This window comes from Flavobacterium sp. (assembly GCF_024642105.1).
In the GTDB taxonomy this organism is placed as follows: Bacteria; Bacteroidota; Bacteroidia; order Flavobacteriales; family Flavobacteriaceae; genus Flavobacterium.
Genome location: NZ_JAHEBT010000053.1, coordinates 156,913 through 170,765 on the forward strand (window position 1 = coordinate 156,913; position 13,853 = coordinate 170,765).

General features: G+C 34.3%; 13 protein-coding genes and 1 pseudogene. 12 read left to right on the forward strand and 2 right to left on the reverse strand.

The window, feature by feature from the left end:
* Positions 1–205 precede the first annotated feature (205 nt).
* Complete coding sequence (locus Q0L65_RS09010) at positions 206–2,677, forward strand: TonB-dependent receptor (RefSeq protein ID WP_296685493.1); 2,472 nt, start codon at positions 206–208, stop codon at positions 2,675–2,677.
* Positions 2,678–2,750: 73 nt separating this feature from the next.
* Here the strand turns inward: Q0L65_RS09010 and Q0L65_RS09015 are convergent, their stop codons facing one another.
* Positions 2,751–3,101 (reverse strand): 4Fe-4S dicluster domain-containing protein, encoded by a 351-nt coding sequence (locus Q0L65_RS09015; protein WP_296685496.1) that lies wholly within the window; start codon positions 3,099–3,101, stop codon positions 2,751–2,753.
* 116 nt (positions 3,102–3,217) lie between these two features.
* Between Q0L65_RS09015 and Q0L65_RS09020 the strand changes: the two genes are divergently transcribed.
* The 11 genes and pseudogenes from Q0L65_RS09020 (at position 3,218) to Q0L65_RS09070 (ending at position 12,664) form a co-directional block, all read left to right on the forward strand.
* Positions 3,218–4,279 (forward strand): acyl-CoA reductase, encoded by a 1,062-nt coding sequence (locus tag Q0L65_RS09020; RefSeq protein ID WP_296685498.1) that lies wholly within the window; start codon positions 3,218–3,220, stop codon positions 4,277–4,279.
* A gap of 91 nt (positions 4,280–4,370) precedes the next feature.
* Entirely contained in the window at positions 4,371–5,441 is a 1,071-nt protein-coding gene (serC, locus tag Q0L65_RS09025) for a 3-phosphoserine/phosphohydroxythreonine transaminase (RefSeq protein ID WP_296685501.1), read from the forward strand.
* 60 nt (positions 5,442–5,501) lie between these two features.
* Entirely contained in the window at positions 5,502–6,452 is a 951-nt protein-coding gene (locus Q0L65_RS09030; protein ID WP_296685502.1) for a D-2-hydroxyacid dehydrogenase, read from the forward strand.
* A gap of 103 nt (positions 6,453–6,555) precedes the next feature.
* Entirely contained in the window at positions 6,556–6,861 is a 306-nt protein-coding gene (locus Q0L65_RS09035; RefSeq protein WP_296685504.1) for a DUF6787 family protein, read from the forward strand.
* Positions 6,862–6,939: 78 nt separating this feature from the next.
* Complete coding sequence (locus tag Q0L65_RS09040) at positions 6,940–7,605, forward strand: ABC transporter ATP-binding protein (protein WP_296685505.1); 666 nt, start codon at positions 6,940–6,942, stop codon at positions 7,603–7,605.
* Between the two features lie 30 nt (positions 7,606–7,635).
* Positions 7,636–8,427 (forward strand): TIGR02757 family protein, encoded by a 792-nt coding sequence (locus Q0L65_RS09045; RefSeq protein WP_296685507.1) that lies wholly within the window; start codon positions 7,636–7,638, stop codon positions 8,425–8,427.
* 89 nt (positions 8,428–8,516) lie between these two features.
* A complete protein-coding gene (locus tag Q0L65_RS09050) occupies positions 8,517–9,422 on the forward strand; it encodes a DNA adenine methylase (protein ID WP_296685508.1) in 906 nt (301 codons plus the stop codon).
* Between the two features lies 1 nt (position 9,423).
* Positions 9,424–10,203, forward strand: coding sequence for a DpnI domain-containing protein (locus Q0L65_RS09055; RefSeq protein WP_296685511.1), 780 nt, complete (start codon positions 9,424–9,426; stop codon positions 10,201–10,203).
* On the forward strand, positions 10,190–10,504 hold the full coding sequence (locus Q0L65_RS09060) for a DpnD/PcfM family protein (protein WP_296685512.1): 315 nt from the start codon (positions 10,190–10,192) through the stop codon (positions 10,502–10,504). The genes Q0L65_RS09055 and Q0L65_RS09060 overlap by 14 nt, the downstream gene beginning before the upstream one ends.
* A pseudogene (locus Q0L65_RS09065) lies at positions 10,505–11,224 on the forward strand (site-specific DNA-methyltransferase); the annotation flags it as partial.
* Between the two features lie 93 nt (positions 11,225–11,317).
* Positions 11,318–12,664: a DEAD/DEAH box helicase gene (locus tag Q0L65_RS09070; RefSeq protein ID WP_296685514.1), complete on the forward strand. Its 1,347-nt coding sequence runs from the start codon at positions 11,318–11,320 to the stop codon at positions 12,662–12,664.
* Positions 12,665–12,703: 39 nt separating this feature from the next.
* Here Q0L65_RS09070 and Q0L65_RS09075 read toward each other — a convergent pair whose 3' ends face one another.
* On the reverse strand, positions 12,704–13,807 hold the full coding sequence (locus tag Q0L65_RS09075) for a lactonase family protein (protein WP_296685515.1): 1,104 nt from the start codon (positions 13,805–13,807) through the stop codon (positions 12,704–12,706).
* Positions 13,808–13,853: the final 46 nt, after the last annotated feature.

Below are 13,853 nucleotides of genomic sequence, written 5' to 3' on the forward strand. Positions count from 1 at the left end.
ATAGTGGCCAATAACCACAAAATTTTGCAATTACTTTAATAAAGTGTGCAAATATAGAATTAAAAAAAGGTTCGTTAAACAAAAACATCAAATTCTTGCATTCTTTGTAAAATTCGCATCAAAAAAGGAATTTCACTTACTATTTTTCAAAAAATTAGTATCTTGCACCCGATTTAAACCAAATAAAAACCAAACCAAATTAGTTATGAAAAAGTACAGCTTACTTTTATTGTTATTCAATTTGACTTGTCTTTTTGCTCAAGAAAACACCAATTCTAAAGCACAAGAATTAAAAGAAGTTCAAATTGTAGGTTCTAGAAATACGAAACGAACAGTAGTGAATTCTGCTGTACCCATTGACGTTATTAACGTTAAAGATGTAACCACACAAAGTGGTAAATTAGAAATCAACGAATTATTACAATACGTTGCGCCTTCATTTAATGCCAATAAACAATCGGGATCTGATGGAGCCGATCACGTTGATCCAGCTTCTTTAAGAGGAATGGGGCCTGACCAAACTTTAGTTTTAATTAACGGTAAAAGAAGACACCAATCGTCTTTAATCAATTTATTTGGAACAAAAGGTCGTGGAAACACTGGAACCGATTTGAACTCTATTCCTGCATCTGCCATCAAAAGAATTGAAATTTTGAGAGATGGAGCAGCAGCACAATACGGTTCGGATGCTATTGCAGGTGTTATTAATATTGTATTAAATGACAATATTAACCAAGTAACTGGAGCTGTAACTTACGGAGCTTACAATACAAACGCTCAAGGTGAGTTTGATCCAGGAACTGCAAACATTAAAAACAACTTTTTAGACGAAAAAAGCTTCGGAAACACATTAGGTCAAAAAAGAAATTTTGACGGTCAATCCATCAAAGTTGCTGCTAACTACGGAGTAGCAGTGGGTAAAAAAGGAGGAATTGCTAACTTCACTGCTGAATACTTAAACAAAGAGAAGACATTACGTCCAGGATTTGACTTCAGAAAAGGTTTTGGTGAAGCTGCTATTCAAGGACTTAATCTCTTTGGTAATTTAGTGGTACCTATTTCCGACAAAACAGAATTCTATGCATTTGGAGGAAGAAACTTCAGAGATACTGACGCTTATGCTTTTACAAGAAATGGAGGAGAAAGAGTCGTGGAGTCTATTTATCCAGGAGGATTTACTCCACGAATTACTTCGGAGATTGTGGATAATTCTATCGCAGCTGGTATTAGAACTAAATATGCATCTGGATGGAAAATGGATTTAAGCAATACCTTTGGGAAAAACCTTTTTCATTATTACATTAAAGGAACTATTAACGCTTCTTTGGTTGGAAACTCGCCAACTGAATTTAATGCGGGTGGACATAGTTTAAGCCAAAACACCACCAACTTGGATTTTTCTAAAAACTATGATTCAGTTTTAAACGGAATGAACTTAGCCTTTGGAGCTGAATTCAGAACCGAACAATTTAGCATTTTTGCTGGAGAAGAAGGATCTTATGCTACTTACGATACTACAGGAAGACCAATCACTAATCCTGCTACACAATCAGCACCTATAGATCCTATTTCAGGAGAGTTCCGTCCAGGAGGCTCTCAAGGATTCCCTGGATATAGCCCTGCCAACGAAGTAAAGAAAAATCGCAACAATGTATCATTCTATACTGATGCTGAGTTCGATGTAACTAAAAATTTATTAGTAAGCACTGCGGTTCGTTTTGAAAATTACAGCGACTTTGGCAGTACACTAAATGGTAAACTTGCCGCTCGTTTGAAAGCGACAGACAATATCAATTTTAGAGGTTCATTAAGTACTGGATTTAGAGCACCTTCATTAGCTCAGGTATACTATAATTTACGTTTTACCAATTTTAGTTCAGGAGGAGCAACTGAAGTTATTTTATCTTCAAACGATAGTCCTGTAACTCAAGCTTTTGGAATTAACAAATTAAACGAAGAAAAAGCTGTTAATGGATCTTTGGGAGTGACTGCTAGTTTTGGCGCATTTACAGCAACTGTTGACGGCTATTTTATTAACGTAAAAGACCGTATCGTTTTAACAGGATACTTTGATGCTTCTGCATTGAATCTTGGTGTTTCTGCCGCACAATTCTTTACAAATGGAGTGAATACAAAAACAGCTGGAGTAGATGTTGTATTGGCTTGGAAAAAGAAATTCGGAGACAATAGTTTCGGAGCAACATTAGTAGGAAACATTAATCATATGACTATTGGAGATGTAAAAAACGGAACTTTAGATAAAGAAACATTCTTTGGAGAGAGAGAAAAAGCATTTTTATTAGCATCGGCACCTGCCAATAAATTCGGACTTAATATTAATTACGATAGAAAATGGTTTAATGCAGGTTTAGCTTTTACTCGTTTTAGCAAAGTGGAACTATTAGACTACCAAATGTATGAAGACGTAGCTGATTATGGAAGTTTTGCCAATCAAATTAAAGCTGCAACGGATACCTATAATGCGAAAATTGTAACTGATTTAACTTTAGGTTTTAAATTGAACAAATCATCTAAATTAAGTATTGGAGCTAACAATTTATTCAATATTTATCCTGACCAACAAGATGACTGGGTTGAAGCAGGTGGATACTGGGATGCTGTTCAAATGGGATTCAGCGGAGCGTATTACTATGCTAGATTAGGATTTACATTCTAAATTTAACTCCTTAGAAACAAAAAAATCCTGAGCAATTGCTCAGGATTTTTTTTATAATAAAGTTTTAAAAAAATTATTCGTTGTGTAAGAACGCTTGTCTGTTCAACAAGGTTTCTTCAGACTCTACGTGATTCTCATCAGGAATACAACAATCTACAGGACAAACAGCCGCACATTGTGGTTCATCATGAAAACCTTTACATTCCGTACATTTCCCAGGAACAATGTAATATACATCATCCGAAATTGGCGTTTGAGCCGCATCTGAATCTACCTCGGTACCATCAGGCAAAATTACCTTACCTGTTAGTTTTGTCCCGTCTTTATATCTCCAGTCATCAGCTCCTTCGTAAATTGCAGTATTTGGACATTCTGGTTCACAAGCCCCACAATTGATACATTCATCTGTAATTATAATTGCCATAATTTCTAGTCTTAAAGTTTGAAAGTCTAAAGTCTTGAGTTACCTTTTTGACTTTCGGCTTATTTATGCTTATTTTTGTGCAAAATTACAATCAAAACCATTCATAAACAAACATTATGGACTTAGAAACAAAAAAAAATGTTTTTGTTACATTAGGACGCTTTTTAAATCAGTTCGCAGAAGACAATTCTACTAAAGATTCTAGCGTTCCTCAAAATGATTTGTTTTTTGATAATTTTAAACAATTAATTCAATTATCTCAATCCCATAACGGCTGGTACACTCCAGAGCAAGTCTATTTCTCGATACAATCTTGGGCAAAAGCCTTAACGTCAGCAAATTTAAATCAATGGACATCGTCTTATGATTTCACAACAACCGAGCCTAAAACCATTGCGTTAATTTTGGCCGGAAATATTCCGCTAGTTGGATTTCATGATTTTATTTCTGTTTTAATGGCTGGACATAATGTAGTAGTAAAGACATCATCAAACGACCAACACTTATTGCCTTTTTTGGCAAAATACCTTATCGCTATTGAACCTGATTTGGCCAACAAAATCACTTTTGTTGAGGGGAAATTAGAAACCTTTGATGCCGTTATTGCCACAGGAAGCAACAACACAGCGCGTTATTTCGAATATTATTTTAAAGATAAGCCTTCTATCATTCGAAAAAACAGAAATTCAGTTGCCGTTTTAAATGGAGAAGAAACCAAAGAACAACTCATCGCTTTAGGCGAGGATATTTTCCGTTATTTTGGACTAGGTTGTCGTAATGTTTCCAAACTTTTTGTTCCAAAAGGCTATTCATTTGACGCGTTTTTTGAAGCTATTTTTGAATACCAAGATGTGATTCATTATGAAAAATATGCTAATAATTACGACTATAATAAAGCGGTTTTTTTAATGAGCAATTACAAGTTATTAGACAACGGATTTTTAACTTTAAAAGAAGATTCAAGCCACGCCTCTCCTATTTCTAGCGTGTTTTATGAATACTACGACACCCTTGCGGAGGTAGAGAAAAGATTCGAAACAGAAGCCGATACCATTCAGTGTATTGTGAGTGACAATTTAGTCAAAAACAGCATCCCTTTCGGACAGACACAACGCCCTCAATTATGGGATTACGCAGATAATGTCGATACTATTTCGTTTTCGTTAACAATAAAGTAAAAAATTGTTTAAATATTTCTGATTATTTAACGGTTTTTAAAGTATGATTACCGAAATTTGCATTTTTAAATTTTGGAACAAACTACTACTAATGAAAAAACACAACTACAGCGCAGGACCTTGTATCTTACCACAAGAAGTTTTTGAAAAATCAGCACAAGCCATTTTGGATTTCAATAATTCAGGTTTATCTATTTTGGAAATATCGCACAGAAGCAAAGATTTCGTTGCGGTAATGGATGAAGCTAGAGCATTAGTTCTTGAATTATTAGGTTTAGAAGGTAAAGGATACCAAGCACTTTTCCTTGCCGGAGGAGCTAGTTTAGAGTTCTTAATGGTTCCGTATAACTTGATGAAAGAAAACGGAAAAGCAGCGTATTTGGATTCTGGAACTTGGGCATCTGCCGCAATTAAAGAAGCAAAATATTTTGGAGAAACTGTTGTTGTAGCTTCATCAAAAGAACAAAATTACAATAATGTACCTAAAGGATATACCATTCCTGCTGACGCAGATTATTTCCACTGTACAAGTAACAATACTATTTTTGGAACTCAAATGAAAGAAATTCCAACTACTAACATTCCTGTAGTTTGCGATATGAGTTCTGATATTTTTTCACGTCAATTGGACTTTTCTAAATTTGACATTATCTACGCTGGAGCTCAAAAAAATATGGGACCTGCCGGAACAACTTTAGTAGTTATCAAAGAAGAAATCTTAGGTAAAAACGGAAGAGAAATTCCAAGTATGTTAGATTATGCAAAACACATTAAAGCAGAAAGTATGTACAATACACCACCTGTTTTCCCAGTGTATGCTTCTTTACTAACCTTACAATGGTTGAAAAAACTAGGCGGAATTGCTGCAATAGAAAAAATCAACAATGCTAAAGCGGAATTGCTTTACAACGAAATTGATAGAAACCCATTATTCAAAGGAGCAGCAGTGGTAGAAGATCGTTCTAACATGAATGCTACTTTCTTATTGAACAACCCAGAACACGCACCAATTTTTGATGCTATGTGGAAAGAAGCTGGAATCTCTGGATTGCCAGGTCACCGTTCAGTAGGAGGTTACAGAGCGTCTATGTACAATGCTATGCCAATTGAAAGCGTACAAGTATTGGTTGACGTAATGCAAGCTTTGGAAAAAGCAGTTTAAAAATTAAATAAATTAATATGAGGATGAGATTGTTCCGTTCCTCGCAATGACATAAAAAAAATGAAAGTATTAGCAAATGACGGAATTTCTAAAAGTGGAATTCAAGCATTAGAAAAAGGTGGATTTGAAGTGATTACTACTAAAGTAGCACAAGAACAAGTAGCTAACTTTATTAACGAAAATAATGTAAGCGTTATTTTAGTTCGTAGTGCAACTAAAGTTCGTAAAGACATTATCGATGCTTGTCCTGGTATCAAAATCATCGGTCGTGGTGGTGTTGGAATGGATAACATTGATGTTGAATATGCTAAAAGCAAAGGAATCAATGTAATCAATACACCTGCTTCTTCTTCAGAATCAGTTGCTGAGTTGGTTTTTGGTCACTTATTTAATGGGGTTCGTTTTTTACACGACTCCAACAGAAATATGCCTTTAGAAGGTGATGCTAACTTTGAAGGATTGAAAAAAGCATACGCTAACGGAACTGAATTAAGAGGTAAAACTTTAGGAATTGTAGGAATTGGACGTATTGGTCAAGCTACTGCAAAAATGGCGCTTGGTTTAGGGATGAAAGTAATTGCTGCGGATAGTTTTATTGATAAAGTAGATGTAAAAGTAGAATTCTTTGACGGACAATCAGTAACTACAACTATTGTATCACAATCATTAGAATCGTTATTCAAAGAAGCTGACTTCATTTCGTTACACGTTCCTGCTCAAAACGGATACATCATCTCAAAAGCGGAATTGGCTATTATGAAAGATGGTGTAGGTATTGTAAACTGTGCTCGTGGTGGGGTAATTGACGAAATTGCTTTAATCGAAGCATTAGACAGCGGAAAAGTTGGTTTTGCTGGATTAGACGTTTTTGAAAGCGAACCAAAACCAGAAATCAAAATCCTTATGCACCCAAAAATCTCTTTGACTCCTCACATTGGAGCTGCTACAGGAGAAGCACAAGATAGAATTGGAACAGAATTAGCGCAACAAATCATCAGTATTTTAGGTTAATTTTTTCAAATAATACACAAAAAGGATGTCTCAAAAAGACATCCTTTTTTTATACTTTACTTTATGCAAAAATCATAACTTTGTAACGCTTTAGATAATCCTAATGGAAAAATTAAAACAGCGTTGGGGTATTCAATCCAATTTCCAACTGACTATTATTTTTATCGTTTTTGCAATCACGGGTTCAGCCTCAGCAATGGCTTCGAAACCTGTATGTGTGTGGCTAGGAATTACTAAAGATGATTTCGGATTTTTCTTCACTCCTATTCGACTACTTTTGATATTCCCATTGTACCAAGTACTTTTAGTTAGCATTGGCTTTCTTTTTGGTCAATTTACCTTTTTCTGGCAATTTGAAAAGAAACTCTTGCGCCAAATTGGTTTGGGATTCTTGTTCAAAGAAAAATAAATCGAACCTAAATTCTTTACCCAAATTTTTCATTTGGATAACCAAAAATCTTTGTTTCTTTGTAAAAACAAGTTCCAAATGATACAAGCGAAAAACCTACATAAATTTTACGACCAATTAGAAGTGCTAAAAGGAGTGGATTTGCACATTCAAAAAGGAGAAATCGTTGCTGTTGTAGGAGCTTCTGGAGCAGGAAAAACAACTTTGTTACAACTACTCGGCACATTAGACAAACCTTCAATACAAGAGGGAACAGAATTATTCATCAATGGCGAAAATGTGTTGACAATGAATGATAAAACCTTATCCCAATTCAGAAACTTAAATCTGGGGTTTATCTTTCAATTTCACCAATTACTTCCTGAATTTACGGCTTTAGAAAATGTATGCATTCCGGCTTTTATTGCCAATAAAAACAAACAAGAAACTGAAAAAGAAGCGAAACGCCTCTTAGAGTATTTAGGTCTTTCAGAACGAATGGATCACAAACCCAATGCCCTTTCGGGAGGTGAACAACAACGTGTAGCAGTAGCTCGTGCTTTAATCAATAAACCAGACGTTATTTTTGCCGATGAGCCTTCTGGAAACCTCGATACCCATTCAGCAGAGAATTTACACCAATTGTTTTTTCAATTGCGTGACGAATTCGGGCAAACTTTTGTGATTGTAACGCACAACGAAGAACTAGCTAATATGGCGGACAGAAAATTAATCATGGTAGACGGACAAATTAGCAATCCCTAATTGCGAAACACAATTTAATGTCTTTCCACTATGACTCATTCTGAACTACAATCTTTTCTAGACGAAAAAGTTATCCAATACAATACCCGAGATTTTATCGATAGCGACCCTGTTCAAATTCCGCATTTATTTTCTCAAAAAGAAGATATTGAAATAGCTGGATTTTTAGCAGCAACCATTGCTTGGGGCAATCGAAAGATGATTATCAAAAATGCACATCGGATGATGGAATTGATGGGTAACGCCCCTTATGACTTTGTTCTTTCACATCAAGAAAAAGATTTAAAAGACTTAGCATCGTTTGTACACCGCACGTTCAATGGGCAGGATTTTATTGTTTTTGTCAAAGGTTTACAACACATTTATAAAAACCACAACGGACTCGAAGCTGTTTTTGCTCAAAACCAAGAACCGTTGTCTATGCAAAAAAGCATTCATGAATTCAAGAAACTCTTTTTTGACACGAGCGACAGCGAACTGGCGAAGCAAATTCCACATGCAACACGAGCACAAAAACACATTTCAGATCCATTGAATAATTCGGCAGCCAAACGAATCAATATGTATTTACGCTGGATGGTGCGCCAAGACAACAAAGGAGTCGATTTAGGTATTTGGAAAAGCATCTCAGCTGCAGCACTCTCTTGTCCACTCGATGTACATTCGGGTAATGTGGCACGAAAATTAGGCTTACTTCACCGCAAACAAAACGATGCTAAAGCATTAGCCGAACTCGATACTCAATTGCGAATTCTAGACCCGAATGACCCTGTCAAATATGATTTTGCACTATTTGGTTTGGGTGTGTTTGAAGGGTTTTGAATACAAATAATAAAACAAATGAATTGTTAACAATATTTTTAATGACTATCTAAATTTAGTAAGTTTGAGAAATTAAATCATATCCTTATATGCAAGCCAAACCTTTCTTAAAATGGGCGGGTGGTAAAACCCAGTTGATTACAGACATACAAAAAGCATTACCTAAAGAGTTTATTTCTCAAAAATTTACTTATGTAGAACCGTTTGTAGGAAGTGGTGCGGTTTTATTTTGGATATTGAATAATTTTCCAAATGTAGAAAAAGCCGTAATAAATGACATTAATTCCGACTTAACAAATACTTACAAAGTAATTGCCTCAAAAACCAAAAACTTGATTTCTGTATTAGAACAATTTCAAAGGGAATTTCATTCACTAGATTTATTAGAAGAAAAAAAGAAAGAATATTTTTACGCCAAACGTGAGTTGTTTAACACCCGAAGTACAGATAAAGTAACACAAGCGGCTTTATTCATATTCTTAAATCGTACCTGTTTCAATGGTTTATTTCGTGTGAATAAAAATAATGGTTTTAATGTGCCAATGGGAAGTTATAAAAAACCGACTATTTGTGATAAAGAAAATCTTTTAGCCGTTAGTGAGGCATTGCAACGAGTTGAAATACTGACTGGCGATTACCAAGAAACTCTAAAACATGCAGAAAGACCTGCTTTGTTTTATTTTGATCCTCCTTATAAACCTTTAAGCAATACCTCTAGTTTTAACTCCTATGCTAAAGATGAGTTTAACGATGAAGAGCAAATACGTTTGCGTGATTTTTGCAAAACATTAGATACTTTAGACCATAAATGGATACTGAGTAATTCTGATGTAAAAGGAAAAGACACAAACGATAATTTCTTTGACGATTTGTATAATGAATTTAATAAAGGCGTTACCCTATCAGGTCGGGCTTTACGTTTCAATCTTTTGTTTTTTAAAGAAAAAAACAAAAGGATTTACACTGCAATCCCTAACGCTAAATTAGCTGCATAGTATGAATTTAAATTTCAATATAGACCTTGCCGAAGGCTATAAAAGTAATTCTCAAATTGCAAGAATACTAACAGAAAATTGGGTTAAGGAGAATTCATATTGCCCTTGTTGTGGTGAAAATCCTTTAAATGAATTTGAGAACAATAGGCCTGTTGCTGACTTTTATTGCAAAAAGTGTAATGAAGAATTTGAATTAAAAAGTAAAAGCGGCAAATTTTCAAATACAATTAATGACGGAGCCTATTCAACAATGATAGAAAGAATAAATTCTAACCAAAACCCTAACTTTTTCTTTTTAACATATTCTAAGAAAATGTCAGTTGAGAACTTCTTAATTATACCTAAGCAGTTTTTTACAACTGAAATAATAATTAAAAGAAAACCTCTTTCAGATACTGCTAAAAGAGCTGGATGGATAGGATGTAATATTGACTTGTCTAATGTTGCTGAAGCAGGAAAAGTTTTTTTGATTAAAGATTCAAAATTAATTGATAAAGAAATTGTAGAAAACTCATTCAAAAAGACTTTATTTTTAAGACAAAAGAGCAATGAGAGTAAGGGATGGATATTAGATATAATGAATTGCATAGATTCAATTAATAATGAAAAGTTCACATTAGATGATGTTTATAAATTTGAAGAAAAACTAAAGTTAAAATATCCCAATAATAATTTCATTAAGGATAAAATAAGACAGCAATTACAGTTTTTAAGAGATAAAGGAATTATTGAATTTTCAGGTCGAGGTAATTATAAAAAAATATCTTATGGGAACATTTAAAATAGAAGTTCAAGAATTCTTGGCAAGAGTTATTGAAATTGATGCAAAAAACGTTCAAGATGCTTTTGCAAAAGTTCAAAAGCAATATAAAAATGAGAAAATCGTATTAGATTATAATGATTTTGTTGATGTTAATTTTATTGATATCAATGGTCAAAGTAAAGAAGACGAAAAAAATATGTTAATAAAAGATATTATTGAATATATATATGTTGATGAGCAAAAACATTTTGAAGAATCAAATAATCCTGAAAATCATATTTTTAATAAACTTAAAAAACTAAAATTGCTAATTGATTAAATTGTTTCTGTTAATAAAGGTACATGGGACAAATCAGAAGGATTTGATTTTATCAATGACTTTAATCGTACTTGGCTAAAATTAGTTAGGGATAAATTAAAAGATAATGGTACTATCTGGATAAGTGGTACCTATCATAACATTTTCTCAATCGGTCAATTATTACAAGAATTGGATTTTAAAATCTTGAATGTCATCACTTGGGAAAAGAACAATCCACCACCTAATTTTTCTTGTCGCTTCTTTACGCATTCTGCCGAGTTAATTATTTGGGCAAGAAAAAAAGAAAAGGTGCCGCATTATTACAACTATGAGTTAATGAAACAACTCAACAGTAACAAACAAATGAAAGACGTTTGGAAATTACCTGCTATTGCTAAATGGGAAAAGTCGTGTGGCAAACACCCCACGCAAAAACCTTTGTCTATTTTGACACGTATTATTTTAGCATCAACAAAACCAGGAGCATGGATATTAGACCCATTTGCAGGAAGTTCTACAACTAGTATTGCAGCTAATTTAACTAACAGAAGATTTTTGGGTATTGATATGGAAACCGAGTTTTTAGAAATCAGTAAAAAAAGAAAACTAGAAATTGAAAATGAAGCTACATCTAATCGCTACAAGCAAAAGATAAATGGTTTCAATGCTACAAATGAGCTAAAACTATTTTTAGAATCTGAATTTTTTGAATCGTATAGCAATGAACTCCCATTTTAAAACACTCTATAATAGTTAACTTCGTAAATCATCCTAAAACATAAAATATTAAAATCCCCCTTTTTAATGTACCTTTGCACAAAATAGCAATTTATGAGCACTTTTGAGCAATTCAATCTCCCTAAATCCGTACAAAAAGCCATTGACGAATTAGGCTTTACTACGCCTACTCCAATTCAGGAAAAATCGTTTTCTGTGATTATGTCAGGTCGTGATATGATGGGAATTGCACAAACGGGAACAGGTAAAACCTTTGCTTATCTATTGCCGTTGTTAAAACTATACAAGTTTACCAATACCAACACACCAAAAATTGTGATTTTGGTACCTACCCGAGAATTAGTCGTTCAAGTGGTGGAAGAAGTCGAGAAATTGACCAAATACATGTCGGTTAATACCCTCGGAATTTACGGAGGTGTCAACATCAATACTCAGAAAAAAGCCGTTTACGAAGGTGTTGATATTTTAGTAGGAACGCCTGGTAGAACTATGGATTTAGCATTGGATGCCGTAGTTCGTTTTGACGAAACTCAAAAATTAGTCATTGACGAATTTGACGAAATGCTCAATCTTGGTTTCAGACCTCAATTAACTGCCTTGCTAGCGATGATGAAAACCAAACGTCAAAACATCTTATTTTCAGCCACGATGACTGAGGAAGTAGATGCCGTTTTGAATGACTTTTTTGATTACCCAGAAGAAGTGACATTATCTGCCTCAGGAACACCTTTAGAAAAAATTACACAAATCACTTACCAAGTTCCAAATTTCAATACCAAAGTCAATTTGCTGAAACATTTATTGACTACAGATGAAACGATGAACCGTGTTTTGGTTTTTGTAAACAATAAAAAAATATCGGATCTACTTTTTGAAAGTATTGAAGAAGCGTTTGAAGGACAGTTTGGAGTAATTCACTCCAACAAGTCACAAAACTACCGTTTGAATACGATGGCAGAGTTTCAAGAAGGCAATTTACGCGGATTAATTACGACTGATATTATGGCGAGAGGTTTGGATATTTCCAATATTACGCACGTCATCAACTTCGAAATGCCAGAACTACCTGAATTGTACATGCACCGTATTGGACGTACCGGTCGCGCGGATTCCGAAGGAACTTCTATTAGTTTTGTAGCACCTCGCGAAGAGGAATCATTCATAGAAGTTGAAGTATTAATGAATACTGAACTGGAAATCACTCCTTTCCCGGAAGAAGTTGAAGTTTCAACCAAATTAATTGGCCCTGAAAAAGACCGCCAACCGGTGAAATTTTTAATGAAAAAAGTCAAATTAGAAGGAGAAGGTGCTTTTCATGAAAAAGCCAAAAAGAATACCAAAATCAACCTAGGTGGACCTTCTAAAACCAAGAAGAAAACACACGGTTCTGTCAATAGAAACATGCTCAAAACCAGAGCACAGAAAAAGAAGAAAAAATAATAGTATCTTATTTACTCTTTTCGTAAATCGTATCTACTATTATTTTCCAAATACCAAGCAGACTGGCGAGCATAATTCAAGTCTTTTTCCTGTATCGGTAATAGCTCCTGAAACGGCATCTCTTTTAAAAACAACAATATCATTTGAGTATTGATGGGCTACTAAAAGAAACTTCCCTGTTGGGTCAATAGCAAAATTACGAGGTCCTTTCCCTAAAGAAGAAACCACTGATTGTGGAACTAACTGACCGTTTTTTAAGATTTTGAAAACAGAAATGGTATTGGCTTCTCCTCTATTCGAAGCGTACAAAAATTTTCCATCAGGTGAAATATGAATATCGGCTCCTGTAAAATTACCTTTAAAGTCTTTCGCTAAAATAGTGGTCTCTTGGATTATATTCAATTTCCCATTGGCAAAATTAAAAACCGACAAAGCGCCATTTAATTCTTGCAGCACATACACCCTTTTTCCGTCTTTGCTAAAAGTCAAATGACGTGGCCCACTTCCTGCTTGTAATGAAATGGCACTTTTCAATTTCAAGACTTCAGTAGCTGCATAAGGATGGTATTCGTACAAATAAACCGTATCCGTTCCTAAATCAGTACTTAGCACGTATTTTTTATCTGGCGAAAAATACACTATGTGTACGTGTGCGCTTTCTTGGCGAGGGTGAATTCCTTTTCCTTTGTGCTGTACCACTTGTTTAATGGCAGACAAACTACCATTCGATTTTTTGCCAAAAACAGCAATATTTCCTCCCGAATAATTGGCTACAATCACATTCGTATCATCATTGATAATATAACATGGGTCAGCACCTTGTGCCTTTTGCTGATTCAAATTAGTTAATTTCCCACTAGCCGCATCAAATTGAAACGAGCTTATCGTACTTTCAACTCCATTTTCATTAACCGAATAAACTCTTTTTTGGTCTTTAGAAAGTGACAAATAGCTTGGATTAATCACTTTTTCAGTCGCATTTTTGAATACAAAATCACCCGTATTGGTATCAAAATCGTACACATAAATTCCTTTACTGTCACAACTTTTAGTATAAGTACCTATTAATAAAGGTAGTTTTTTGGTTTGGGCTTGTGCCAGAGAAATAAGAACTACTAAAAGAAGTGTGATACTGTTTTTCATTTTAAATACAATTGAAAAGCTAAAGTACACAATAATTGAAACTAAT